This is a genomic window from Pseudidiomarina planktonica (assembly GCF_900177775.1).
Lineage (GTDB): Bacteria > Pseudomonadota > Gammaproteobacteria > Enterobacterales > Alteromonadaceae > Pseudidiomarina > Pseudidiomarina planktonica.
Genome location: NZ_FXWH01000003.1, coordinates 283,767 through 309,970, shown reverse-complemented (window position 1 = coordinate 309,970; position 26,204 = coordinate 283,767). Strand labels below are relative to the sequence as shown.

The 26,204-nt window shown below is 49.3% G+C and carries 25 protein-coding genes; 1 reads left to right on the top strand and 24 read right to left on the bottom strand.

Annotated features, from left to right (window positions below; all coding sequences use genetic code 11):
* Positions 1-419 precede the first annotated feature (419 nt).
* The 4 genes from pssA to rluD all read right to left on the bottom strand — a co-directional run bounded on the left by pssA (position 420) and on the right by rluD (position 5,789).
* Positions 420-1,295 carry a CDP-diacylglycerol--serine O-phosphatidyltransferase gene (pssA, locus tag CCE91_RS11575; RefSeq protein ID WP_086435452.1) on the bottom strand — a complete coding sequence of 292 codons (876 nt, stop codon included), beginning with the start codon at positions 1,293-1,295 and terminating at the stop codon, positions 420-422.
* 87 nt (positions 1,296-1,382) lie between these two features.
* Positions 1,383-3,959: an ATP-dependent chaperone ClpB gene (clpB, locus tag CCE91_RS11570; protein WP_086435451.1), complete on the bottom strand. Its 2,577-nt coding sequence runs from the start codon at positions 3,957-3,959 to the stop codon at positions 1,383-1,385.
* Positions 3,960-4,054: 95 nt separating this feature from the next.
* On the bottom strand, positions 4,055-4,825 hold the full coding sequence (pgeF, locus tag CCE91_RS11565) for a peptidoglycan editing factor PgeF (protein ID WP_086435450.1): 771 nt from the start codon (positions 4,823-4,825) through the stop codon (positions 4,055-4,057).
* On the bottom strand, positions 4,818-5,789 hold the full coding sequence (gene rluD, locus CCE91_RS11560) for a 23S rRNA pseudouridine(1911/1915/1917) synthase RluD (protein WP_086435449.1): 972 nt from the start codon (positions 5,787-5,789) through the stop codon (positions 4,818-4,820). The genes pgeF and rluD overlap by 8 nt, the downstream gene beginning before the upstream one ends.
* A 115-nt stretch (positions 5,790-5,904) precedes the next feature.
* Between rluD and CCE91_RS11555 the strand changes: the two genes are divergently transcribed.
* Entirely contained in the window at positions 5,905-6,663 is a 759-nt protein-coding gene (locus CCE91_RS11555) for an outer membrane protein assembly factor BamD (protein WP_086435448.1), read from the top strand.
* A 24-nt stretch (positions 6,664-6,687) separates the two neighbouring features.
* On the opposite strand, the gene glnB is transcribed toward CCE91_RS11555, so the two are convergent.
* From glnB to CCE91_RS11455, 20 genes are all read right to left on the bottom strand, one after another.
* The gene (glnB, locus tag CCE91_RS11550) at positions 6,688-7,026 is read right to left on the bottom strand and encodes a nitrogen regulatory protein P-II (protein WP_086435447.1); all 339 of its coding nucleotides are present in this window, start codon (positions 7,024-7,026) and stop codon (positions 6,688-6,690) included.
* A 26-nt stretch (positions 7,027-7,052) separates the two neighbouring features.
* Entirely contained in the window at positions 7,053-8,690 is a 1,638-nt protein-coding gene (locus CCE91_RS11545; RefSeq protein WP_086435446.1) for an NAD+ synthase, read from the bottom strand.
* Between the two features lie 93 nt (positions 8,691-8,783).
* Complete coding sequence (gene flhB / locus CCE91_RS11540) at positions 8,784-9,911, bottom strand: flagellar biosynthesis protein FlhB (protein WP_086435445.1); 1,128 nt, start codon at positions 9,909-9,911, stop codon at positions 8,784-8,786.
* A gap of 23 nt (positions 9,912-9,934) precedes the next feature.
* The gene (gene fliR, locus CCE91_RS11535; protein WP_086435444.1) at positions 9,935-10,717 is read right to left on the bottom strand and encodes a flagellar biosynthetic protein FliR; all 783 of its coding nucleotides are present in this window, start codon (positions 10,715-10,717) and stop codon (positions 9,935-9,937) included.
* Positions 10,717-10,986 carry a flagellar biosynthesis protein FliQ gene (gene fliQ / locus CCE91_RS11530; protein WP_086435443.1) on the bottom strand — a complete coding sequence of 90 codons (270 nt, stop codon included), beginning with the start codon at positions 10,984-10,986 and terminating at the stop codon, positions 10,717-10,719. The genes fliR and fliQ overlap by 1 nt, the downstream gene beginning before the upstream one ends.
* Positions 10,987-11,013: 27 nt before the next feature.
* On the bottom strand, positions 11,014-11,760 hold the full coding sequence (gene fliP, locus CCE91_RS11525; RefSeq protein ID WP_086435442.1) for a flagellar type III secretion system pore protein FliP: 747 nt from the start codon (positions 11,758-11,760) through the stop codon (positions 11,014-11,016).
* A complete protein-coding gene (gene fliO / locus CCE91_RS11520; protein WP_086435441.1) occupies positions 11,753-12,160 on the bottom strand; it encodes a flagellar biosynthetic protein FliO in 408 nt (135 codons plus the stop codon). Before fliO ends, fliP begins: the two co-directional genes overlap by 8 nt.
* Positions 12,160-12,576 carry a flagellar motor switch protein FliN gene (fliN, locus tag CCE91_RS11515; protein ID WP_086435440.1) on the bottom strand — a complete coding sequence of 139 codons (417 nt, stop codon included), beginning with the start codon at positions 12,574-12,576 and terminating at the stop codon, positions 12,160-12,162. The genes fliO and fliN overlap by 1 nt, the downstream gene beginning before the upstream one ends.
* 29 nt (positions 12,577-12,605) lie before the next feature.
* Complete coding sequence (gene fliM / locus CCE91_RS11510; RefSeq protein WP_086435439.1) at positions 12,606-13,676, bottom strand: flagellar motor switch protein FliM; 1,071 nt, start codon at positions 13,674-13,676, stop codon at positions 12,606-12,608.
* A gap of 10 nt (positions 13,677-13,686) precedes the next feature.
* Complete coding sequence (gene fliL, locus CCE91_RS11505; protein ID WP_086435438.1) at positions 13,687-14,226, bottom strand: flagellar basal body-associated protein FliL; 540 nt, start codon at positions 14,224-14,226, stop codon at positions 13,687-13,689.
* 77 nt (positions 14,227-14,303) lie between these two features.
* Complete coding sequence (locus CCE91_RS11500; RefSeq protein ID WP_086435437.1) at positions 14,304-16,115, bottom strand: flagellar hook-length control protein FliK; 1,812 nt, start codon at positions 16,113-16,115, stop codon at positions 14,304-14,306.
* 62 nt (positions 16,116-16,177) lie between these two features.
* On the bottom strand, positions 16,178-16,624 hold the full coding sequence (gene fliJ / locus CCE91_RS11495) for a flagellar export protein FliJ (protein WP_086435436.1): 447 nt from the start codon (positions 16,622-16,624) through the stop codon (positions 16,178-16,180).
* A complete protein-coding gene (gene fliI / locus CCE91_RS11490) occupies positions 16,611-17,969 on the bottom strand; it encodes a flagellar protein export ATPase FliI (protein WP_198678029.1) in 1,359 nt (452 codons plus the stop codon). Before fliI ends, fliJ begins: the two co-directional genes overlap by 14 nt.
* A gap of 5 nt (positions 17,970-17,974) precedes the next feature.
* Positions 17,975-18,871: a flagellar assembly protein FliH gene (fliH, locus tag CCE91_RS11485; RefSeq protein ID WP_086435434.1), complete on the bottom strand. Its 897-nt coding sequence runs from the start codon at positions 18,869-18,871 to the stop codon at positions 17,975-17,977.
* 18 nt (positions 18,872-18,889) lie between these two features.
* Positions 18,890-19,936: a flagellar motor switch protein FliG gene (gene fliG / locus CCE91_RS11480; protein ID WP_086435433.1), complete on the bottom strand. Its 1,047-nt coding sequence runs from the start codon at positions 19,934-19,936 to the stop codon at positions 18,890-18,892.
* Complete coding sequence (fliF, locus tag CCE91_RS11475; protein WP_086435472.1) at positions 19,929-21,623, bottom strand: flagellar basal-body MS-ring/collar protein FliF; 1,695 nt, start codon at positions 21,621-21,623, stop codon at positions 19,929-19,931. Before fliF ends, fliG begins: the two co-directional genes overlap by 8 nt.
* Positions 21,624-21,695: 72 nt before the next feature.
* Complete coding sequence (gene fliE, locus CCE91_RS11470) at positions 21,696-22,037, bottom strand: flagellar hook-basal body complex protein FliE (RefSeq protein WP_086435432.1); 342 nt, start codon at positions 22,035-22,037, stop codon at positions 21,696-21,698.
* Between the two features lie 84 nt (positions 22,038-22,121).
* Positions 22,122-23,498 (bottom strand): sigma-54-dependent transcriptional regulator, encoded by a 1,377-nt coding sequence (locus CCE91_RS11465; RefSeq protein ID WP_234996333.1) that lies wholly within the window; start codon positions 23,496-23,498, stop codon positions 22,122-22,124.
* The gene (locus CCE91_RS11460) at positions 23,491-24,561 is read right to left on the bottom strand and encodes a sensor histidine kinase (protein ID WP_086435431.1); all 1,071 of its coding nucleotides are present in this window, start codon (positions 24,559-24,561) and stop codon (positions 23,491-23,493) included. The genes CCE91_RS11465 and CCE91_RS11460 overlap by 8 nt, the downstream gene beginning before the upstream one ends.
* Before the next feature lie 143 nt (positions 24,562-24,704).
* Positions 24,705-26,150, bottom strand: a complete 1,446-nt coding sequence (locus CCE91_RS11455; RefSeq protein WP_086435430.1) for a sigma-54 dependent transcriptional regulator — start codon at positions 26,148-26,150, stop codon at positions 24,705-24,707.
* Positions 26,151-26,204: the final 54 nt, after the last annotated feature.

The window sequence follows — 26,204 nt, the reverse complement described above, 5'->3', positions numbered from 1 at the left end:
AACTCTTCAGTTTAAAGTGTTTAATCGACTCATTGAATCAATGACTTAATAAATCTTAATTTGTTAAGCACTTTTCCAATCAGTCAGGTGTATCCGAAGATACCTTTCAAGTATTACTTGCCTGAATCCGGTAAGTGCCCACACAGTTTGCTTGGCTTGATAAATTGTTAAAGAGCGTTCGCTTCTTTCTCGGAAGCGGGATGCGTATTTTACGCTTCCCGGCGTCTGCGTCAAGATCATTTTGGATCTTTTTTTGAAACCGCCGAAGCGTTTCCAGACCAGTCGCCTTGCTGCCTTGAGGCATCAACCTAAGTTGTGTTTCTCCGTGACAGCGGCGGCGAATTATAAGGATCGTAACGGCCAACGCAAGATCTTTTTAGCCGTTAGAATTTGTTTGGATATAAATTGAGCGAATCGCTCTATTTTTCGTCTTCTTTACTCTTTTTCGCTGCTTCCGACTCTTTCTGTTTCGCAGAGTCAGTTGCTGAATTATCAGTACCGTCGAAGTCAGCATCGTCGTCGGTATCACCAACCACATGCTCTAATTTCAGCTTACCAACACTGCGGATGGTAAATACCGGGCCTGATAATGCGTATAAGAAGAAGATAGCAAACAGAACTAACGAAGGTTCAGTCGCAACCACAACGAATACCAGTACCACTAACAAAATAACCAGGAAGGATACCTTGCCGCGCCAATCTACATCTTTAAACGAGTGATAACGGAAATTACTGACCATTAGCAAGCCTGAACAGATAGTAATTAGCGCCACTACGTAGTTCACAATATTCGGACCTTCGGCAACCGTTGGCGTAATATCATACTTACTACCAACCCAAACCAGGCCACTAACAACAGCAGCTGCACTTGGAATAGCCAAACCCTGGAAGAAGCGTTTGTCCGAAGTTGCCAGATTGGTGTTAAAGCGTGCCAAACGTAAAGCACCACCAGCCACAAATATAAATGCAGCCAGCCAACCCAGTTTACCCAGATCGGATAGGGCCCAGTTATAGGCAACCAAAGCTGGTGCCATACCAAAAGAAACGATATCGGCCATGCTGTCGTACTCAGCACCGAAATCACTTTCGGTATTCGTCATTCGGGCAACCCGGCCATCAAGACCGTCAAACACCATAGCTACGAATATTGCTATTGCAGCTATTTCAAAATTACCCTGCATAGACTCAACAATAGCGAAAAAGCCAGAAAAGAGTCCTGCTGTTGTCAGTAGGTTTGGGAGTAGGTAAATCCCTTTCTTTTTACTCGCTGCTTCTTTTTGGTTTTGCTGAGTCATTTCATGCTTCCTGTTGTGTAAGGTTCAATGGCAGACGATGCCTATAGTCCCGCAAGGGTATCACAGGCTCGTCTCACCATAAAATTGCTATTTTTGTGTGATGGTTAACTCTTCATCAGCTACATCAATAACAATAGTATGACCTGCTACCAACTTGCCAGCCAAAATCTGATGCGCCAATGGGTTTTCAAGCTCCTGCTGAATGGCGCGTTTTAACGGACGTGCCCCATACACAGGATCAAAGCCAACCGCAGCTAAATGCTCCAGCGCGCCATCAGACAGTTCAAATCCATAGTCCTTCTCAGCCAGTCGCTGACGCAATAACTGTAGCTGAATTCCCGCAATGTTTTTAATTTGCTCACGGCCAAGCGGATGGAACACTACAGTTTCATCAACCCGGTTTAAAAACTCAGGACGGAAATGATTCGAGAGTATCCCCATAACCATAGACTTCATTTCAGCATAGCTGTGCTCGGCTGCATGTTCCTGAATCACATCAGAGCCCAGATTCGAGGTCATAATGATCACGGTGTTCTTAAAGTCGACAGTGCGCCCCTGACCATCGGTTAAGCGGCCATCATCCAGCACTTGCAGCAGAATGTTGAAAACATCCGGGTGCGCTTTTTCAATTTCATCCAGCAACAACACTGAATAAGGCTTGCGTCGTACCGCTTCCGTTAAATAACCACCCTCTTCATAGCCCACGTAACCCGGAGGCGCACCAACGAGCCGCGAAACTGAATGCTTCTCCATAAACTCGGACATATCAATACGAACCATGGCTTCGTCGGTATCAAATAAGAAACTAGCCAGAGCCTTACAAAGTTCAGTTTTACCAACACCGGTTGGGCCAAGGAATAAGAAAGAACCAATAGGCCGGTTCGGGTCGCTTAAACCAGCACGCGAACGCCGAATGGCGTTGGCAACCGAAGTCACTGCTTCGGCCTGACCTACCACTCGATGATGCAGGTTCTCTTCCATTTTCAGGAGTTTGTCGCGCTCACCCTCAAGCATTTTTGACACCGGAATACCTGTCCAACGCGACAGAACTTCGGCAATCTCTTCTTCAGTAACGTTATTCTTCAACAACGTCATACCCTGCATTTCAGCTTGCAAGGCTAAGTCCAACTTGCGTTCGAACTCAGGAATACGGCCATATTGCAGCTCCGACATGCGATTTAAATCGCCGGCTCGACGCGCAATTTCAAGATCCGTTCGCGCCTGTTCCAACTGCGCCTTAATATGCTGCGTACCCTGCACGGCGGCTTTTTCGGAACTCCAGATTTCATCCAGCTCCTGATACTTACCATCCAAATCAGCAAGTTCTTCATCAATTAAGTCCAGCCGTTTCTTACTGGCATCGTCCTTTTCTTTTTGCAGCGCCTGTTGCTCTAGTTTCAATTGAATAATACGGCGTTCCAGACGATCAAGGTCCTCCGGTTTGGAGTCGATTTGCATACGAATACTGGAAGCTGCTTCATCAATTAAATCAATGGCTTTATCGGGCAACTGGCGGTCAGCAATGTAACGATGCGACAACGACGCTGCGGCAACAATGGCAGGGTCCGTAATTTCTACCGAGTGATGCAGCTCATAGCGTTCTTTCAACCCGCGCAGAATGGCAATGGTGTCTTCCACATTCGGCTCTTCCACCAGTACTTTCTGGAAGCGTCGCTCTAACGCAGCGTCTTTCTCTATATATTGGCGGTATTCGTCTAAGGTTGTTGCACCCACGCAGTGCAACTCGCCCCGAGCCAGCGCTGGCTTGAGCATATTACCCGCATCCATAGCACCATCGGCTTTACCGGCACCAACCACAGTGTGCAGTTCGTCAATAAATAGAATGACCTGGCCTTCTTCTTTGGCTAGCTCATTTAACACCGCTTTCAGACGCTCTTCGAATTCACCACGATACTTAGCGCCGGCAAGTAACGAACCAAGATCGAGCGACAGCACACGCTTCCGCTTCAAGCCTTCTGGCACTTCGCCGTTCACTATGCGTTGGGCCAGCCCTTCGACAATGGCTGTTTTACCCACTCCCGGCTCACCGATTAATACTGGGTTGTTCTTGGTACGGCGCTGCAATACCTGAATAGTCCGACGAATTTCTTCGTCGCGGCCAATCACTGGATCAAGCTTGCCCTGTTCAGCACGCTCGGTTAAATCTACCGTATACTTATCAAGTGCCTGGCGCTGATCTTCAGCGTTCTGGTCATTCACACTCTGACCGGCACGAATATCTTCGATAGCCTTTTCCACACGTTCGCGCGTTACACCTGATTGTTTCAGGATGTCGCCGAGTTTGCTTTTGTCCTCAGTTGCCGCCAGTACAAACAATTCTGACGAAATAAATTTGTCTTTGCGCTTTTGTGCATATTTGTCGCACAGGTTCAGCAGCGTGACGGTGCTTTGCGAAAGCTGCACATCGCCGCCGGTACCTTCTACCTGGGGAAGATTTTCTAATGCTTTGGATAATTGCGCGCGCAAGGTCGCTAAATCGGCACCTATTAAGGTCATTAATGGCCGCAGCGAACCGCCGTCCTGATCAAGCAGAGCCTGCATTAAATGAATAGGTTCAATAAACTGATGGTCACGGCCAAGCGCCAGTGATTGGGCATCAGAAATAGCTAATTGGAATTTGCTGGTAAACCGGTCTAGTCGCATTGCATACCTCACTAAATAAACCGTTATGTCCTGACAGTTAATGTGGGTACTTTAGGAAGGAACTTCAAGTCTGCACGGTCAAAAATAAACCACAGCTAGTGGTGACGCCAAATCAGCGAAGCCATTCGCCCGCAGGCGGGTTGGCGCCGGTAGGAGTACCAGCGTTGTGAATCGGCAAAGCTACACCAGCCACTTTGAACCACTTTACCGACACCAGCTGAAACCAACACGGCCTCGGCTATTGCGGCCAGGTCACAAAGCCAACGCTGCGGGCTTTCGTGAGCCAGTTTGCTAGCAACTGGAGAGTTATCAGCTAATAAGTTATCGGCTAAAAAGAAGTCCGCAAATGCCGGATTAGCATTAACAAAAGCCTGGCGAACCTCATCCCCGACCTGAAAATGGGGTTGGCTAATAGCCGGACCTATCCAGGCAATTAATTCGCTAGCCGGAACCGGTACTGCCGTAACGGTATTTTGTAACACGCCTGCAAGCAGTCCGCGCCAGCCCGCATGAGCGGCCGCTACATGACTACCGTTTTGCGAGGCAAATAACACCGGCAAGCAATCAGCAGTTAATACTGCACAACTAGTACCTAAGCCAGACGTCCAGCAGGCATCAGCTACTCGCTGCTGGCGAGTGAGCCGCTGCGCTTTATCGCCATGACGGTGCTCTATTACGTCAGTGCCGTGAACCTGCTGCAGCCACTGTGGGGATTTAGCCAGATTAAGCTGACGCTGAAGTTGACGTCGGCGCAACACTACTTGAGCTGGATCATCACCAACATGGGCAGCTAAATTCCCAACTCCGTCAGCAGTGGTAACCACCGCCTGAATGGTGTCAGGAAATACGCCGGTAACCTTAATCATCGCGCAAATGTTGTTGACGATCGGCTCTGAGAATGGCTAACAGTTCAACCATGTCAGGTGGGGTTGGTGCTTCCCAGGTCATGTACTCACCGCTAATTGGGTGATGCAAAGATAATCGCGTGGCATGCAAGGCCTGGCGGGTGAAACCGCGCAAACCGGCAAGCATTTCAGCGCTGGCTTGCTTTGGTGGACGCGGACGCCCACCATAAGTTGAATCACCAATCAGTGGATGCCTTACATGCGCCATGTGAACGCGAATTTGGTGCGTACGGCCGGTTTCCAGACGTAACCGCAAGTAGGTATGAGCGCGGAACCGCTCCACCACACGGTAGTGAGTTACTGCCGGCTTACCACCGGCAACAACCGCCATATGAGTACGCTTGGTCGGGTGTCGTGAAATAGGTTCATCGACCATACCACCGGCGGTCATCAAGCCATTACAAACAGCTTCGTATTCGCGGGTAATTTCACGTTCCTGCATGGCGGCCACCAGATGCGTTTGCGCTGGAACCGTTTTTGCTACCACCATTAAGCCGGTGGTGTCTTTATCAAGGCGATGAATAATGCCTGCCCGTGGTACTTGATCTATGGCCGGGAAATGGTGCAACAATGCATTAAGCAAAGTTCCATCAGGCTTACCCGCACCCGGGTGAACTACTAAGCCGGCCGGCTTATTAATCACTAAAATATCATCGTCTTCATACAAAATATCCAGTTCAATAGCTTCACCCTTGTGCCTTTCTTCGGCTTCCAGGGTAGCCTCAACCGCAATCTCCATGCCGGTTAAAACTTTCTCACGGGGGCGTTCAACCACCTCGCCGTCAATACTCACACAAGCGCCGGTTATCCATTCTTTTAAACGGGTCCGGGAAAAATCGGGGAACAACTCAGCCAAGGCTTTGTCCAATCGCTGACCGTTCAACTCGGCTGGCACTGTGGCAGTAATAGATATTGCTTCATTCATAAAGTAAGGTTCGACTGTGAAAGCAGGTTAGGCTGCGTTAGAATGCGTTAACTACATAGTGTACCTGTTTTGGTGCCCGGCACCAAAGACCTAAATATAAGGGATAAATGCAGAAATGATGAATTATCGACTCGCGCTGACTTTCGCAGCAGCACTAGCAGTAGCAAGCTGTTCAAGTAGCCCGGATGAATCACGGGTACCTTTAACTGAAGCTGAAGCTATGTATCAACAGGCTCAGGAACAAATGGCGACCGGTAGTTTAACCTCAGCCCGAGTCACGTTAGAAGACTTTCTAACGCGCTACCCTTTCGGCCCTTATGCCGAGCAAGTTCAACTGGATCTTATTTATCTGACTTACAAGCTGGATGATATTCAAAAGGCTCTGGCAAATATCGACAGATTCTTGCGCTTAAATCCTAATCATCGCGATATCGACTATGTAATGTACATGCGCGGTATGGTTAATCAGCGCGCTGAGTATAGTGCCATTCAGGAACTGGTTGGTGTAGACCGCAGCGACCGGGATCCAAGCTTTGCCAAGCAAGCGTTTGAAGACTTCTCGAACTTACTACGAGAGTTTCCAGAGAGTAAATATGCCGCAGACGCCAAGCAGCGTATGGTTTGGCTGAAAAGCCGATTGGCTCAGTATGAACTGGCCGTAGCGCAGTATTACATGAAGCGTGAAGCCTATCTGGCTGCCGCCAACCGTGGCCGTTATGTACTGGAGTACTTCTCGAATACGCCGGAAGTGGAAGCGGCACTGGCCATTATGGTTGAAAGCTATGACCAAATGGGCTTAGACGACCTGCGTGAACAAGCGCGTGCCACGCTTCGTAAAAACTATCCAAATAACCGCTTAGCAAACGCCAACTAATATATTGGTAAGTTGAAGACGCAGTTAAACTGCGTCTTCACCTTCTTCTGCAGTTCGAATACGAATCACACGCTCTATTGATTGCACAAAGATTTTGCCATCACCAATCTTGCCGGTTTGTGCCGTTTCTATAATGGCCTCAATGCAACGTTCTACCTGATCGTCAGCAACCACAATTTCCAGTTTTACCTTGGGTAAGAAGTCCACCATGTACTCGGCGCCGCGGTACAGTTCTGTGTGGCCTTTCTGACGTCCAAAGCCTTTTACTTCAGATACAGTCATACCGGCAATACCAACTTCTGAAAGGGCTTCGCGCACATCATCGAGCTTGAAAGGCTTAATAATGGCTTCAATTTTCTTCATGACAACTCCTTTGTGCCTGCGCCATACTAAAGTTCGTTACGTATTTTTTGGTAACGAAAATGATTGGTGATTGGGTAGCGTCGGTCGCGACTTAAACTGCGTCCCGTTACTTTTGGCCCTACCGCCGATTGCGCACGCTTATACTCATTTAAATCAACCATCGCCAGAATGCGTTTCACAGCGTCAGCATCAAATCCGGCTGCAACAATTTCTGCATAAGACCAGTCTTGTTCTACATACAAGCTTAGCACTTTGTCCAGCTCGGCATAAGGCATCAAGGATTCTTCGTCAGTTTGATCCGGCGCCAGCTCCGCTGTCGGTGGTCGCGTAATAACCCGTTGCGGAATAATCTCTTGCTCCCGGTTACAGTAATTTGCCAAGGCATACACCAACATCTTGGGTAAGTCTTTTAATGGAGCAAAACCACCGCACATGTCGCCATATAAGGTCGCGTAGCCAACCGACATTTCACTTTTATTGCCGGTGGGTAATACCAGCTTGCCGGTTTTGTTCGACAGCGCCATCAGTAATACACCGCGACAGCGGGCTTGCAGATTCTCAACCGTGGTATCGGCACCAGAACCTATATCCAGCTCACTAAACACCGGATCCAACTGAGCAGTAAACTGGCTTACCAGCTTTTCAATTGGAATCACGTTGTAGGTAACACCAAGCGTAGTCGCCTGCTGCTCGGCATCTTCCAGGCTCATGCTGGAGGTATAAGTGTATGGCATCATCACGGCTTGCACTTTATCGGCGCCCAAAGCCGTGGTTGCTAACGCCAGTGTCAGCGCAGAATCAATACCACCAGATAAGCCCAACAACACGCCTTTAAAACCATTCTTCTGAACGTAATCCCGAATCGCCAACACTAAAACATCGTGAACCTTTGCCACCATGCCAGGATCTGCCGGGGCAGTATCGCTTAGTTGGAAATCTTGCCCACGCACAGTTAAGGTTGCGCACAGCGGTTGAGCTACTGGCAGTTCACCAATCAACTCACCCGCTTTATTCATGACCAGCGAATGACCGTCAAAAACGAGTTCATCCTGACCACCACAATTATTTAAGTACACAATAGCCAGACCTGACTCAGCTGCTCGTTGACGCATAATGGCAAGCCGCTGCTGATATTTATCTACTTCAAAGGGCGAGGCATTCACTGTAAGAACCCAGTCGATATCGCGGTTCTCCAGCTGTTTTATTGGGTCAGGGTGCCATAAGTCTTCACAAATCAGCAGGCCAATACGTTGGCCGCGAAATTCCAATACACCGGCTTCATTCGCCGGAATAAAATAGCGCTGCTCGTCAAATACCCCGTAATTCGGCAGTCGTTGTTTGGCATAACGCACCAGGCAGTCACCCTGAAAATATACTGAAACCACATTGAAAATTTGGTCGCCAACACGATGCGGGTGCCCCACAACAATAGCCGAATGTTCAGCCGCCTGTGCCAACTGCTCCAACGCTGAATCTACGGCCTGCTCAAAGTCTTCACGAAACAGCAGGTCTTCGGGAGGATAGCCAGTTACCGCCAGCTCGGGAAATACAATAAGGTCATGATTCTGGTGTGCAGCCATGGTCGCCAGCATGCGGTCCACATTCTTCTGAATGGCACCCACGGTGAAATCCAACTGCGCCAAACACACTCTGAACTCGTTCATGAACGATAAACTACCTTGTTAACTGGAAATGCAGCGGATCATATAGCACCGCTGAAATGGGAGCAAATATAGCGACCATTTGAATGCCAAATGCTAGTGTTTGAGATCATCCGGAATTGGGAGATCGTCGGCTGGTTTACGTGGCCGTTTCGCTTTCCCGCGGTTATATTCTTTAAGTTGATAAACGTAAGCCAGGATTTGCGCCACGGCAATAAACAAGCCTTGGGGAATTTCCTGCTCTAAGTCTGTGGTGTGATAAATAGAACGCGCCAGTGTTGGTGATGCCACTAACGGCACATCGTACTCCAGCGCAATTTCACGAATTTTAGCAGCTATTTCGTCGGCACCTTTAGCCACTACCGTTGGCGCACGCGAGCCAAACTGATCGTATTTCAATGCCACCGCAAAGTGGGTTGGGTTGGTAACCACCACGTCGGCAGTCGGCACTTCGGTCATCATACGCCGCATGGCCATTTCCATTTGTAAGCGCCGGATACGACCTTTTACTTCAGGGCTACCTTCGGTGTCTTTATGCTCATCTTTTACTTCCTGCTTGGTCATACGCAAGTCTTTGGTGTGTTTCCAAAGCTGGAATGGCGCATCAATAACAACAATCAGGAATATTGAGCAGCACATGAGCAGAAACATCAGCAAGAATATTTCAAGGGCATCGCGAATCATCATGGGCATCTGACTACGCGAAATTAGCATGATGTTGTCGAACTGCCACACCAACAACAACCAGGCTGATATCGCCACTACCGCAAATTTCGAAATACCTTTCGCCAGCTCTACCAGCGCCTGTACACCAAACATGCGCTTAAGCCCTTTAATGGGGCTCATTTTAGAGGCCTTAAACCCAGCTGCCTGCCAGCTGAAATTCATGCCCCCCAGCCAGATATTACCGATGAAAGTAGCCACCAAAATCAATGAGAACAGCCACACCATGGGCCACAGCAACTCATCAAAAACACCTTCAAAAACGCGCAACATTTTGGTGGTATCAAAAATCTGTTGGCGGTCGAGGGTAAACTGATTCGTCATGATAGTGCCCATGGCCGAACCTAAGTCACTACCGAAAATAATCAGTCCAATGGCGCCACTGACCAACACAAAAGCGGTACCCATCTCTTTCGAGCGGGGCACCTGACCTTTCTCGCGGGCTTTCTCAAGCCTTCGCGATGTGGGGTCTTCTGTGCGTTCCTGATCTGTTTCAGCCATAAATAATCAATCAGACTCAATAATTAACATTGTCGCTCGATGATTTCACACATTAGCGTGACACCCCGGCCCCATTGCAACTCAAAGTGCGTTATAAAACCGCCGATGGTTAACCATAGAATGATTAAACCGCCCACCATAGTAATTGGGAAACCAATTGAGAAAATATTTAACTGTGGCGACGCCCGGGTCATTACCCCGAATGCAAAGTTAACCAGCAATAAGGCAATAATAGCCGACAGCATAGTGGTTAACGCGGCGGCATACATAATGCTGCCCCAGTTTACAATTCGCCACATAGCATCTGTACTTAACCCGCTGGTGCCAATCGGAATAGCAGTAAAGCTTTCCATAACAAAGCGGAACATCAGCAAATGTCCGTCAACCGCTAAGAATAATAGCGTGGCTAACATCAAGAAAAACTGTGACAACACCGGCACGGTCTGGCCGTTGGTTGGGTCAACCATAGACGCAAAGCCCAAACCTATTTGCATGGCAATGGCCTGACCGGCCAAGACAAAGGTTTGCAATACCATCAACGAGGCAAAGCCTATCGCAACACCAATTAAGATTTGCTGCGCGGTAATGAGCATGCTTTCAGGAGAAATAGGATCGTATTCGACAGTAACTGCAGGTAATGCCGGTGACACCGCAAAAATAATGGCTACAGCCAACAGTATCTTAATGCGCGGCGTAATAGTGGTACCCGAGAGCACCGCCATGCTCAGCAACATAGACGACACTCGAGTGAGTGGCCACATGTGCTGGGCCAACCAATCCATGACTGTCGCCAGGGCAAGATCCATTAGCCAACCACTTCGGGAATCCGGTTAAACATACCAATAGTGAAAGACATCAGCATTTCAACGAACCAGTGCCCGCCCAAACCTATGGTAGCTAGCGTAACCAGCAAACGTGGCAAGAAGCTTAAGGTTTGTTCGTTAATAGAGGTAGCCGCCTGGAACACCGACACTATAAGACCAACAATCAGGCTGGGAACAATAATGGCAGATACCAGTATAACGATCAGCCCCAGCGCATCTTGGAAAACATCGAGGAATACTTCTGGTGACATAAGCTTCGCCTCTGGTTAACTGTGTGGCTAAACGCCAAAGCTGCCGGCTAAAGTGCTCATAGTCAGGCTCCAGCCGTCCACCAACACAAATAGCATGAGTTTAAAGGGTAACGACACTATGAGCGGTGACAACATCATCATACCCATAGCCATCAATACACTCGCCACAACTAAATCTATGACCAGAAAGGGTATAAACAACATAAAACCGATCTGGAACGCGGTTTTCAACTCACTGGTAATAAACGACGGAATTAAAATACTCATTGGCACTTCCTCCGGCGAGGTAATGCCTTCCGTACCAGAAATCTCAATGAAAGTTTCTAAGTCTGTTACCCGGGTTTGCGCCAGCATAAAAGCTTTGATTGGTGCTTTCGCCCGCTCAACCGCTTCCATCGACATAATGTCTTCATTTAAGTATGGCTGTAGCGCTTTCTCATTAATTTCTTCCAGTACTGGCGTCATGATGAAGAAAGTTAAAAACAGCGTAATACCAATCAGAATTTGCCCGGAAGGTTGCGATTGCAAACCGGTAGCCTGACGCAAAATAGCCAGCACTATAATAATGCGGGTGAACGACGTCATCATAATGACCATGGCTGGAATAAAAGTCAGCGCGGTCATTATGGCTAAAATTTGGAGTGTTACTGAATACTCCTGCGACCCATCCGGGTTGGTAGTAACAGTAACCGCAGTTAAATCTTGTTGTGCGTAGGCAAATTCGGGGACGAAAGCGCTAATTAATAGCAAAGAAAAAAGCAATAATTTACTCATTGCGACGCCGTATTTGTTGTTTTAGATGTTGGCTGAAACTGCCGAATAGCGACCCCTGGGACGAGCCCGACGCCGAAGTTCCCACTGCAAAGTCATCGGGAAGCTCTTTCAACAGTTGAATGTTCTGTGCTGTAACGCCTAATAGTAACTTACTTTCACCAACTTGCACTACCATTAAGCGCTCTTTGGGGCCTAACGCGGTGTTACTGATAACCCGCATATTACTGCCGTGCCCCTGCAGCTTAATATTCATGCGCTTCATTAACGCCGCCAGAATAAAAATAACCGCCAGCACCACCAACAGCGACAACAGCAACGCAAGTATGTTGTCGCCGCCAACCGGACTTTGGCCTGCCTGGCTGGTGGTTTGTAATACCGACTTAGTGGTTTCGTTTATCATTAGCGCAGTTTGCGTATCCGTTCAATTTGGCTGATTACATCGGTTAATCGAATACCGAACTTATCGTTTACCACAACCACTTCGCCATGCGCAATCAAAGTGCCGTTAACCAGAACATCAAGCGGTTCACCGGCTACTCGCTCTAACTCAACCACAGAGCCCTGGTTTAGTTGCAGCAAGTTACGAATACTAATTTGACTACGCCCAACTTCCATCGAAATGGTTACGGGAATGTCGAGAATAGCATCCAACTTACGCTTTTCACCACTTGTTATTTCGCGATCTTCGTCGTCAACCAGCTCTTCCAGTTCAGCCGCTTGTACCGCTGCACCTTCATCGCCGTCGTCGCCTTCGCTTTCCGCCTGTTCCGCTAATGCTGCTTCCCAGTCGTCCATTGATTTATCATCACCACTCATAATCGCTTCACCTACTCGGCTAATAAACTTTAAATATCGATATCTTCTTCAAGCTCTTGCAGCTCAGCGTCACCACCGATTCTGCGACCACCACGTGTCAGCATGTGAATATCTGACTTCACGGTTTCTGGTCGTTTTATCTTGTCGCTAATTTTCAATGCGACATTTTCTCGTGAACGTCCCAATTTGGCATGGAACGTTGGTAAGTCTTCAATAAAGACTGTTAAGTCTTCCGGCATATCCAGCGGAATAATATCGCCAACTTCTAAGTCCATTACTTCACGCAAAGACAAGTTGGTGTCGCCAAGCTTCGCCAGCAATTCCACCGGAACATCCATAATTTCGTCGCGCAGCGCCTTACTCCAGCGCATGTCGGTGTCTTCTTTGTCTGACTGCACACCAGCATCAAGTAGCTCTCGAATTGGCTCCAACATGGAGTAAGGTAGCGCTATATGGAAGTCACCACCACCACCGTCCAGCTCGATATGAAAGGAGCTAATCACAATCACTTCGGTTGGGCTCACAATGTTCGCCATGGCCGGGTTTACTTCCGAATCTAAATATTCAAAGCCTACATCCATAACTGGTGCCCAGGCTTCTTTGTAATCCTCAAATACCAACTTCAACAGCATCTGAATAATTCGACGCTCGGTGGGGGTAAATTCACGACCTTCAATTTTGGCGTGATAGCGGCCATCGCCACCAAAGAAGTTATCCACCAGAATAAATACCAGGCGCGCTTCCATGGTAATAAGCGCGGTACCTTTCAGCGGACGAAACCGCACCATATTCAAACTGGTTGGCACGAATAGCGTATGCACGTACTCGCCAAACTTAATCATTTGCACGCCATTAATAGATACTTCAGCAGTGCGTCGCATCATGTTAAACAAGCTCACGCGCATGTGCCGCGCAAAACGCTCGTTCACAATCTCCAGGGTCGGCATGCGCCCCCGAACAATGCGATCTTGTGACGAAAAGTCGTAGTCCAGCGCATCGGCAGCGACTTCGGAAGAATCTCCATCTTCCTCATCGACTTCGTCTACGCCATGCAACAACGCATCAATTTCGTCCTGTGATAATAAGTCACTTACAGCCATAGTCGTTCACTTATTGGAGTACAAAACCGTTAAACAAAACCTCGTCTACCACAGGCTTACCGGTAACTTCGCGTAAAACTTCGCGTGCTTGCTCTAACCCAAGCTCACGAATTTTATCTTTACCTTCAGCCGTTTGCAGTTCATCTGCCGTCATAGATGAAAACACCTGCAACAAGGTTCCTTCGATAAGCGGAATGTGCCGCTTGGCAATATCTTCATTATTGGTGCCACGCACCAGCAATTGCACTTTAATCTGAACCAGCCGATCACGTTCATCACCTGGTACGTTGAACACAAATGGCCGCGGCATACCAACATAAATAGCATCACCCGCTTCTGGCCCGGAGCCGTCTTCTACGGCTCTGGAAATAGCGCCCGGGTCGGCAACATCGCTTGGAGTTGCTGGTGTGTCGCGACTATCACCTAACAGCATATAGGCTGCTATGGCCACAATAGCGACAAACAGAACACCCGCTACGGCCATGATCAGGCGTTTTTTACCTGACTTGGGTTCCCCGGTTTCAACTACATCAATCTCTTCATCGGCCATTTTTAAAATACCTTTGGTAACGCTGCTATCAGCTTGCCGCCATTATCACACAGCCAGAATACCGAACAAGTAATGAATTAAGCAAAGAAGTCCACTCTACCCGGAACCAGCGGACCACCATCAATTAAGCTCAGTTCACCTTGCCATTGCAGTTCTTCTTCATCCTGCTCAGTTCCCGCTGCGGCAGACTGGCCAGCTTCCGACTCTGAACCGTCCTTCTGCTGCTGGCTCACTTCACTATCGGCCAACTGCATCCCCTGTTGTTCCATTAGCTCACGTAACCGCGGCATGGCTTGTTCCAGCATCTCCCGAGCTTGCGGGTTTTGCACCTGGAAGTTTACCTGTGCTTGTTCATTCTGAACCGTCACCCGCACTGTCATACTGCCTAAATCAGGTGGATCTAACCGGATTTCAGCACGCTGTATGCCATTGTTCATCATAAACATCATGCGCTCACGCAGTTGTTGCGACGCTTGTTGCTGATTCATATCCAACGGTTGCTGAGCTTGTCGCATCGCATCTGCGAAACTAGTTGGTGCGGCCTTTGCCTGTACCTGTGCATCGCGGGCTGCCTGCTGAAGCTGATTCACCGAACGATTTTCACTAGCTACCAATTTGCTGGCATCTGCACCTATATCGCGCACGCTTGCTGCTTCCGGTACTGCACGGTCAGTAATCTTGCCTTCGGCTGCCTGTTTCAGCGCCGCCAGGTTTTCATCTTTAGTCGCGTTGGTGACATTTTTCTCAGTTGCCATCACACGCTCATCACTAACTTTGCTAACCACTACGGGCTGGGCAGCTTTATCAACGTGTTTATCAATCTGGCCCGTTAGGGTTTTTGTGTCACTAGTCTCAGTTTGAGCATTCTTACCGGTCAGTAAATCAGCTTGTACCGGCAAACCCTTGCCCGTTTCGAATGTTCTAACCACCGGCTTTCCAGTCATAACAGGTGTCGTATTCTTGTCACCCGCACGAATAAGCTGACGAAGTTCCTGCAGTTGCACGGCTATTTGCGCTTGCTGCGCAGCGCTGTCTTTAACCGGCTCCATGGCTAATGCCAGTTGCTGGTTACCCACCAGTTCCGGGTTCCGCTGTTGCAACATCACGCCAATTGCAGCTAATGCCGACTTAAACTGGTCAGTAGATAAATTCAATGATTGCTGTAGCTTTTCTACATCAACTTTTTCACCGGCTTTCAAACTCTGAATAACTTCTGCAAAAGCGGCAGCTAGCGCATCGGCATCCACTTCGGCAAAAAGTTGCCGTAAGTCCTGTTGCTCCGCCTCAGGTAGTTCAGCTATAAGATCTTTCATTACTTTCAAGTCATCGGAAGACGACTCAGTATTCGGCTTGTCTTGCAGCTGTTGTTGCATGGCCGCGACAAGTTCGAACCAATCGCCGGCTTCGGCTGCATTCGCCTGAGTTGCATCAGCTTCGGCATCCTGCCCGGCTGCTTTAGCCGCGCGCTCAGTAGTAGATTTCTCAGCGGCGTCGGCCGCCGCTTTCGCCGCAGACGAAGCGTCGCCTTTAGCCGAACTCTCGCTGGATTTATCCGATTCAGAACTCTTATCAGCCGACTTGGCTGATTTATCAGCGCCGTTTTGTTGCCCTGCTTTCGCGGCTTGTTCGGCATTGTCAGCCGAAGATTTTGCCGCCGCGTCGTTCTTTTGTCTGCTAGCTGAATCGGCTTGCCGCTTTTCATCTGCCTGCCGACCTGCCAAATTATTGGCGTGCTGTTGCTGTTCGTCGCGCAAGAACTGGGAAAATTGCGCCTGACCATCCTCGCGCCCAGCACCGGCTTCACGCAGGAATGACTCGCGACTGTGGAGTCGTTCTGAGGTGTCTGTTGCGCCTAATGATAAAGGTAATGCAGATTGTGATTGTGCCATCGCTATTCTCAGTCGTTGTCGTTGCTGACTAGAAGAAAGCAATATCCGTTCCAACTTTTTGACTAACGCGTTTGAGCTCTTAGTCGGCGGGTACTTGCGAACTCGTCAAGCTGACGTTGCTCGCGTCTGTCTGCCAGTTTCTGTGCACGCTCGGCACGTTGCTCTAGTAAATGTGCAATAGCGTCTTTTTTCCGACGTTGTGCTAACCAGCGCTGGCGGCGTTGCTCAACTGCGTTGCGCACTCCAACCAAACTGCTATGCAGCTGTTGAATACCTTGATCCAGCTTGCCCACAAAGCCGTGGTAGTGACCGTATTGCAAAGAATGAATACCTTCCTGACCGCGGTTTTGTAACTGCCGTAAGTAGTCCATGCGATACTGCTCAAGGCCGGCAAGTTTTTGTTCTTGCTGACGCAACTGCGCTTGTGCCAGAGCAAACTCCTGCACCAGCTTGTCTTCGCGTTGCTGTTCAAGATTCAGCAACATGTGCAAGGAATTATCGGCCGCCATTATTTATTCCTGCCCGGGTTGCAACCTGTTGCAATTGTTGTAAGCACTCATCGTAAGGAATCACGTCGGTCATGCCCTGTTGCACAAAGTTCTCAATAATAGGCCGCATGCTAATGGCCTGATCAATACGTTGATCACTGCCTTTGCTGTACGCACCGATTGAAATCAAATCGCGATTGCGTTGGTAGGTAGAGAACAGCTGCCGCACTTTCATGGCTTGCTGCATATGTTCCGGCGATACCACCTGCGGCATGACCCGACTAATAGAAGCCTCTATATCAACTGCCGGATAATGTCCGGACTCAGCCAGCTCACGGCTTAGTACTATGTGGCCGTCGAGTATTGCCCGTGAAGCATCCGCAATAGGATCCTGCAGGTCGTCGCCCTCAGTAAGTACCGTATAAAAAGCAGTAATAGAGCCTTGTCCTTCACCACCGTTACCGGCGCGTTCCACCAGTGCCGGTAGTTTGGCAAACACCGATGGCGGATAGCCTTTGGTTGCTGGTGGCTCACCAATTGCCAGGGCTATTTCCCGTTGCGCCATGGCATAACGGGTAAGTGAGTCCATCAGTAATAGTACGTTCAAACCCTGATCACGAAAATATTCCGCAATCTGGGCCGCAGCTTCGCAGCCACGCAAACGAATCAATGGCGATTGGTCCGCCGGAGCGGCCACTACCACAGAACGTTCACGGCCTTCCTCACCAAGTATGTCTTCAATGAATTCTTTAACTTCGCGACCACGTTCACCAATTAAGCCAACCACAATCACGTCAGCAGTAGTACCCCGGGTCATCATGCCCAAGAGTACACTTTTACCTACACCACTACCGGCAAACAGGCCCATGCGCTGCCCCTGACCAACGGTTAGTAACGCGTTAATAGATTTCACGCCTACATCCAACGGTCGATTAACCGGGCGCCGCGCCAGAGGATTTATCATTTGTCGCTGTGCGGTTACCCGTTCACCGGACTTAATGGCGCCTTTGCCGTCCAGCGGTTTGCCGTTGGCATCAATCACGCGACCAAGTAGCCCCATTCCCATCGGAATACCGTGCTCTTGCTGCAATGGCAGTACGCGGGCGCCAGGCAACACGCCATGGGCATCTTCGGTAGGCATTAAATAAATAACTTCGCCAGAAAAACCAACCACCTCAGCGGTAATGTCACCGTTAGCCGCTTCAACTGCACATAAACTACCAATAGGAGCGCGGCAGCCAACGGCCTCAAAAGTTAACCCGACTACCCGGGTTAAGTAGCCGGATACCGCCGGGCGCGGGGTTTGGATTCGTTTTTGATAGGCTTGTAAGCGGGTTTTAAGCGCTGGCTTGGCTGTTTTTGTCATCGCCATTACCGGTCGTCATCGTCGTTCATGGTCAGCTCGTCGGCGTTTTTAGCGTCTAAGTCCGAGCCCAGTACTCGCTGAAATACGTCTTTCATACGCTTGCGCAACGACACATCCACGGTGGAGCTTGAGGTAGTGATTTCACAACCGCCCGGCTCCATGTGTTCGTCTTTACTAAACACCCAACCTTCTTGCTCAATGGTTTCGGAACCAAAGGCTTCGCGCACACGCTCAATATCATCGGGGTTCAGTTTAATCATCACTTTGCGTTCGGTAATCGGCAGCGCCTGAATACCACGTTGTACCGCCTGGCGAATACTTTCCGCACTTTGCGTAACTTCGTGCAAGCAAATAGCGCGCGACAGCTCCAGTACCATTTGCACCAGTTGTTGTTCTACTTCATCGTCAATAACACTCAGTGGCGCATAGGTTTGCTCAATGAGTTCCTGCCACTGCTTGGTTAATTCGTTGATATGCGCTTCGCCGGCTTCTTTCCCGCTTTCAAAGCCTTCCGCATGGCCCGCTTCGCGGCCTTCGGCAAAACCAGCTTCATGGCCTTCTTTATGACCCGCTTCAATACCTTCCTGCTTGCCCTCGGCAAAACCCTCGTCACGGGCAGCCTGACGAATCTCTTCTAATTGCTCAGCAGTAAGGGGTTGCGGCTCATCCGACTCGTCGTCATCAGCCTCAGGTGGTTCGTATTGCCACTTCAGTGGCTTATTAAATACGTTGGTGCGGGTGTCTTCCGGCGCGTTAGGATCGCTTAAATCAGGGTAATTCCAACGCGTGGTCTTCTCATCAGCTAATTCGTCATCAGCTAATTCATCATCAGCCAGTTCGTTATCAGTCTGTTCGACAGATTGCGTGTCCTGCTCTTCATTTTCAGCTACATCTTTAGACATGACATCCTGCCTTCATTCTTAAACAAATTCTTCGCCGCCACCGCCGCCCAGCATAATCTCGCCGGAATCAGCTAAACGTCGGGCCACGGTCAGGATTTCTTTCTGGGCTGCTTCTACATCGCTAATGCGAACTGGTCCCATAGCTTCCAAATCATCCTGCAACATTTCTGCCGCTCGTTTAGACATGTTCTTGAATACTTTGTCTTTCAGTGGTTGCTCGGCACCTTTCAGAGCTTTCTGCAGCACTTCACCCTGAATTTCACGTAACAAGGTTTGAATACCACGGTCGTCTACATCCACTAAGTTATCAAATACAAACATCAGATCCTGAATTTGCTGACTCATGTCTTCGTCTTGCTCACGAATAGAGTCCATCAACTGACCTTCAATGTTGTTATCCAGGTAGTTCATGATATCTGCCGCAGCTTTCAGGCCGCCCATTTTCGCAGCTTGCGCGCCAGCCTGACCAGCAAACTGTTTCTCCATAATCTCGTTCAATTCTTGTAATGCCGCCGGTTGCACTTCTTCTAAGTTTGCAATCCGCATCATGAGATCCAAACGTACCTTCTCCGGGAACTGCGCCATAATTTCGGCAGATTGCTCAGGATCCAGATACGACAGCACTATAGTTTGAATTTGCGGGTGCTCATTACGAATAATAGTAGCTACTTGCTTAGAGTCCATCCACTTCAGTGAATCCAGACCTTTCGCACCGCTACCCATCACAATTTGTTCAATCAGGTTGCCGGCTTTGTCTTCACCTAAAGCAGCGGTAAGCGCTTTGCGCACAAACTCTTCGCTGCGGAAGCCAATGCTGGTGAACTTCTGAATTTCTTCCAGGAACAAGTTATGCACGGCATTCACTTTTTCCTGACTGAAGTCATCCAGCGCTGCCATTGCCATCCCCACTTTTTGCACTTGCTTGGGCTCAAGGTGCTTCAGAATCTGCGCAGCGTCTTCTTCGGACAAGCTCAGCAGCAAAATAGCTGCTTTTTCCACGCCTTCGAGTTTTTCAACATCGAAGCTTGCTTCTCCACGCTTGGTTTTTGTAGGTGTATTAGGCATCTTCATTCAACCATGATTTAACGACCTGTGAGGACAACTCAGGTTCATTGGCAACCAGTGCCCGAACCGCTTTCAACAAGTCTTCATCTTTGTGTAAGTCCGGCAGCTGCAGGCGTCCGTCGGCGGCAAATCCAACCGCATCCTGATCAAATTCAGCTGACAACATATCAATAGTTTCGTCACCGAGATCATCGTCTCTGGCAAGCATATCATCCAGGCCATCAGAATCACCGCTGGCAGGGTCAATCAGACGTTTCAGCATTGGCCGCACTACCGTCAGAATGAGTACGATAATAACCAGGCCGCCAATAACCAGACGCACGCCACGCCAGAACCAAGGGTCTTCCCAAATAGCGGGTTCAGACACAGTAATTTCAGGTAGTTCAGCAAATGGTACCGTAATAACTTCAACGGTATCACCACGATTGATATTAAAGCCAACCCCACCTTGCAGCAGACGGCGAATGTTCGCAAGCTCTTCAGCGCTGCGCGGAGTCAATTCACGCTCACCTTCGGCGTTTACACCCTCTTTATAGTCTACCGCAACAGACACACTCAAACGTTTAATAGTGCCGGTTTGCTGACGCGTATAACTGGTAGTGCTGTCGAGCTCATAGTTGCGGGTGGTTTCGGAATGATTACTACCCGAACTTTGCCCAGTTGCCGCACCAGTACCCACAGCTTGCTCAGGAATATTCGCATCCAATGGCGGTTGGTTAGTCAAAGCGCCAGGAATACCGGCCACAGTGCCACCCGAGCTATTATTCTCAATCAGCATTTCACTGCGCACCGCCGGCATGTCCGGATTAAAGGTGCGCTGAGTTTGTTCTTGCGTGGAAAAATCCATAGCCACGTCAACTTGCGCTGTGTAGTTATCGTAACCCAGCACGGGAATAAGAATGCCATCAATTTTATTCAGATATTCTTCTTCACGACGACGCTCGAGCTTGTATTCACGGCTGCTACGACTGGATAGTTCGGTTTGTGAACCCGAATTCAGCAACCGGCCATTTTGGTCAGTTACTGTTACTTGATTAGGTGCCAGACCGGTTACGGCAGAAGCCACCATGTCGACAATAGAAGCAATTTCTTCTTCTTTCAGCGCATTGGCACTACGCACGTTCAGCATCACCGACGCGCTTGGCTCTTTCTCCCGGCGGGCAAACACATTCTCTTTTGGCAGAGCTAACAATACGCGGGCTGAGCGAATGGCTTCCATTTGTGAAATAGCACTAGCAAGTTGTTGTTCGCGTGCCAGCATTAAGCGCTGTTTTTCCAGCCGCTGACTAACACCAAACCCCTGCTCCATTAACAATAGCTCGGAGCCATCGGCTTCACGACCATAGTCAATGCCGCTGCGGGTCATTTCCAGTTTAATCGAATCGTATTCGTGCTCAGTAACAAAAACCGTGTTGCCTTCAACTTTATAGTCAATTGAGTTGGCATCTAAATAATCGAGCGTGGAAATTAGCTGCTCGGTATCCATTTTAGCTAACGGGCGGTAGGTTGGCTCCTGCGCCCACAACATGACAAACACGGCAATGGCGATACAAATGGCAAGTGCCAGCACCAGAATAACCTGACGCAGAACATCAAAATCACCGAACGAGCTCATTAGGCCGGACTTTTTCTCATCGCCAAGACCGCTCTCGTAAGCGTCATTGTCGTTATCTTTGTCTGCGACCATTAAATCGGTTGATTCAGCCACGCTATATCTCCACTAATTCTTGCTAAATGCTTGTCGAACAGCCGTTTATGCTTAAACCGGCATCGCCATAATTTCTTTATAAGCTTCCACCATTTTGTTGCGCACCTGAATAGTGGCTTCAAAAGCGATGCCGGATTTTTGACTGGCTATCATGGTTTGTTCCAAGGTGACTGACGGATCGCCAAGCTCCATTCGCTCGCGCAAATCGCCGGTGGTTTTCGACAACGCATTGACGTTATCAATGGCGCCTTTCAGTAAGCCGGAAAAGTCAGACTGCGACGTATTCCCAACCTGATTTAAGGAACTTACTTCAAGCCCTTGCTCAGCGGGGGGACGAACTTGCTGAGCCATACTTTGTAGTTCAGCGAACATAGCAGATGATTTAATATCCATAACAGCCTCGGCGTCAAAATTTTGCGGTTCTTAACCCCTAATCAGAGGCTCTTTGTTAAGACTATGCAAAGGTAGTGCCAGCATTTATCTGCCCGGCAAAACCATGCCGTCTTCGCGCATTTTGGCTAGCTTGTAGCGCAGCGTTCGGGGGCTAATGCCCAGGTGTTCAGCTACCGGCTTGCGCTTGCCTTTAAAGCGCTGCAGGGTTTCCAGAATAATCTGACGCTCTTGCTGCCAGAGTTCTGCTCCAAGCGCTTCACTATGTGCAACCTGTTCGGGCAACACGTGATCAGAAGGGGTATCAGATGCCAGCTTATTGGCGGTATCCAACATCAGGGCTTCAGCAGTAATAGTGTCACCTTGCTGCAGAATTAACGCGCGTTGAATCACGTTCTCCAGTTCGCGTACGTTGCCCGGCCAGCTATGTTGCAACAGCATTTCATGCGCACAAGGGCTGAACTTCACCGCGGCCACGCCGGAGCGTTCGCAGTGGCGAGTCAACAAATGATCAGCCAAAGGCAAAATGTCGCCCTTACGTTCAACCAGTGGTACCCAGGCTAGTGGGAACACGTTCAAACGATAGAATAAGTCTTCGCGGAACTCGCCCGATTTAACCGCTTCCTGCAGGTCGCGGTTGCTGGTTGCAATAATGCGAACATCCAGTTGAATAAGTTTACGGCTGCCAATACGCTCCACCTGACGCTCTTGCAATACGCGCAGCAGCTTGGCTTGCAGGCCCAAATCCATTTCAGTGATTTCGTCCAGCAACAAGGTTCCGCCCTGCGCCAGCTCAAATTTGCCCGGACAAGCTTGAACAGCACCGGTAAAGGCACCTTTCTCGTAACCGAATAAAGTGGCTTCGAGCATATTTTCCGGAATGGCAGCACAGTTAATGGCCACAAAAGGCGCATTACTGCGCGGTGACTGGCGGTGAATAAACTGCGCCAACACTTCTTTACCAGAACCACTTGGACCGGAAATCATAACCGTTGCCTGAGTTTGCGCCACGCGCTGCGCCAACCGCAGTAAATCGCGACTGCGTGAATCGCCAACCACAGGATCATTGGTGCTGTTGGCACTGGCTGGTAAATAGCGCTCCACTAATAATTGCAGGCTTTCGGTTGAGAATGGTTTGCTCAAATAATCAATAGCGCCTTCGCGCATGGCCACTACCGCGTCATCAACTTTGGCGTAAGCGGTCATCATAATAGTTGGAATATCAATGTTCTGGTGACGCATGCTGCGTAACAGTTGCAGCCCGTCAAGGCCAGGCATTTGCACATCGCTGATCACCAACTCTACCGGTTGCTGTTTCAGCATTACCAGTGCAGCTTCACCACTGTCAGCTTCCAGACACTGATACCCCGATAAACTCAGGGTATCAATAATTGCTTCGCGCAGAGCGGCATCATCTTCAACAACAAGTAAGGTGCGCTGAGTCGATTGCATGGCTTCAGACATAAGAGAATTCCTTCTGCAGGGTCGTGGTTTCCTGACGGGTAAAAGTTGGCAAGGTTGCTATTGGCAATTCAATGGTGAAGGTTGTGCCTTCGCCCACAGTGCTGGCTACCTGAATGTTGCCCTGATGCGATTTGGTTACGGCCTGAACTACCGCCAAACCCAGGCCGGTGCCATGAGTTTTGGTAGTAACGAAAGGGGTGAATACGTTCTTCTGCTGCTGCTCGTCCATGCCACAACCGTAATCGCTTACTTCAATAGTCAAAGCGTCGTCGCAGGTGGTGGCATCAACATCAATAGTGGCGCCGGCCGAGCTTGCCTGAATACCATTCATCACCAGATTCTGAAGCGCACCAACCAACGAGTTCAGGTTGCCGCGCAGCATGGTTTGCGGGTGCTGCATGTGAATATTCAAATGCGCACGTTGCTGCTGCAAATAGGCTTCGGTTTGCTGTTCCAGTTGCTGCATAAGTTCAGCTAACGAGAAGGTTTGCAATACTTGCTGATCGCCGCTCTTGGCGAACAGCAGCATGTCGTTTACCTGATGCTCTAAGGTTTGCAGTCTGGAACTTAGTTTTTCCAAGAAGGGTAAGCGCTGGCCTTCCGGTAAGCGCGGACTCTTTAAATTATCGGTGTAGAGCATGGCGGCAGACAAAGGTGTACGAACCTGATGCGCCAGTGCCGCAACCATCCGGCCCATGGCTGACAGCCGTTGCATTTGACCAACACGCGCCTGCAAGGCGCGTGTTTCGGTTAAATCGGTAAGCACAATAAGCTGACCCGGCTCTGGCGCCAGGGTAGAAATATCGATGCGAACCCGGCGTCCGCTGCGCAACGAAACTTCATGACCGTCATCGGCGCGTGGTGCAAAGAAGTCACCAACCACATCACGCCACAAGCGGCCTTCCAGGGTATCGTTTAACAGATTAATGGCAGCCGCATTGGCGTGCTCAATCACACCCGCTGAGTTCAGCGTAATAATGGCGTGAGGCATCGCTTCTAAAATGGCATCAACATGAGATTGTGCTGCGGCTGATGCGGCCGATTGTGCAATTACATTTTGCATGGACAAAAACCCGTTAGTTATTTCAACTTAACGGATTCTTTGCAATTGATGTGCCATTTTTATTCGTTATAAATCAATGGTTTATTTTTAAAGTTTGCTAGATCACGCGCCAATTTTCTGGCGCGGTGATTATTTGGGGCGGGTTAATCGCGGACTAACTGAAATTTCTTCATTTTCTCAACTAAGGTGGTGCGGCGCATACCTAATAATTCGGCTGCCCGGGCTACCACCCAGTCTTGTTGCTCAAGCGCCTGGCGAATTAAATCAACTTCCAATTCACTTAGCATTTCTTTTAAGTTCACACCTTCGTCGGGCAGTTGCGATGATACCCCAAGGCCATTCCCGTTTGCCGCCAGTTCAGCCTCGGCCTGCACTTTCTCATCGGTAAACATTGCCGACAGCGCTTCGCGTTCGAGCAATTCTTCCGGATACTCAGGAACAATAGTAGGCACATCTAAATGACGGTATTTTACCGGCAAATCGCCAACATCAACGATACCGTTCGGATACATAATGGCCATACGTTCAACCAAGTTTGAAAGTTCCCGTACGTTACCCTGCCAACGGTGCAACTGCAGTGACTCCAGCGCGGTATCGGTAAAACGAACCGACACCTTGGTTTCCGCCTTAACCCTTGCTACCAGTTCGTGAATCAATAACATCACATCTTCCTGGCGCTCACGCAGGGCCGGCATTTCAATTGGAAATACGTTCAGGCGGTAATACAGATCTTCGCGGAATTTGCCGTCCAGAATCATTTGCTCAAGCTCGCGGTGCGTTGCCGCCACCACTCGAATATCAGCCTGAATAGTTTTGTTACCACCAACCCGCTCAAAGGTACGCTCTTGTAACACACGCAGAAGCTTTACCTGCATAGGCAGTGGCATATCACCAATTTCATCCAGAAACAGAGTGCCGCCCTCGGCTAACTCGAAGCGACCTTTACGGGCACTTACGGCACCAGTAAAGGCACCTTTTTCATGACCAAAGAGCTCACTTTCCAGCAAATCTGGTGGTATCGCACCACAGTTTACCGGTACGAAAGGACCCTTTTGGCGTGAAGACAGAAAATGGATATTGCGGGCGACTACTTCTTTACCAGTACCCGACTCACCTAACACAATCACGTTCGCTTCAGTATCAGCTACTTGTTCAATAAGTTTGCGCACATGCTGAATGGCCCGGCTGCGCCCAACCAGACTGCGGAATAAGTAAGAATCGGTATCTGCTGAACGCGTGCCCGGGCGATGGCGGTGATATTCCTGACAGTAATGAAGTAACTGGGTTAGTGCGGTGTAACTAACTTGCTGAGGCAGCTTACCCACGACATTCATGAGTGCTAAGGCTTCTTCCTGCCCTTCGTCAGCAACAATAAATGGTAACGCCGGCAGCTGTTGCGCTAATTCCGCCAGTGGCTGATCGCTTGAGCCCATGACTACGCACTGAGGTAGGGTGTCTTCGCAAAGGCCAATGACCTCTGCGGCTGAGGTTTCAACCACAGTTTCACCAAGAAAGCTCAATACCGTCTCCAACTGGCGGAAACGTTCGGGCGAGTTCTCGATAATGTAAATTGTTTTTGATTTCTGCATCAGCCCTACAGTACTTCACATCTGCACAAGTTGCGTGCCATTTTATCCAAGGAC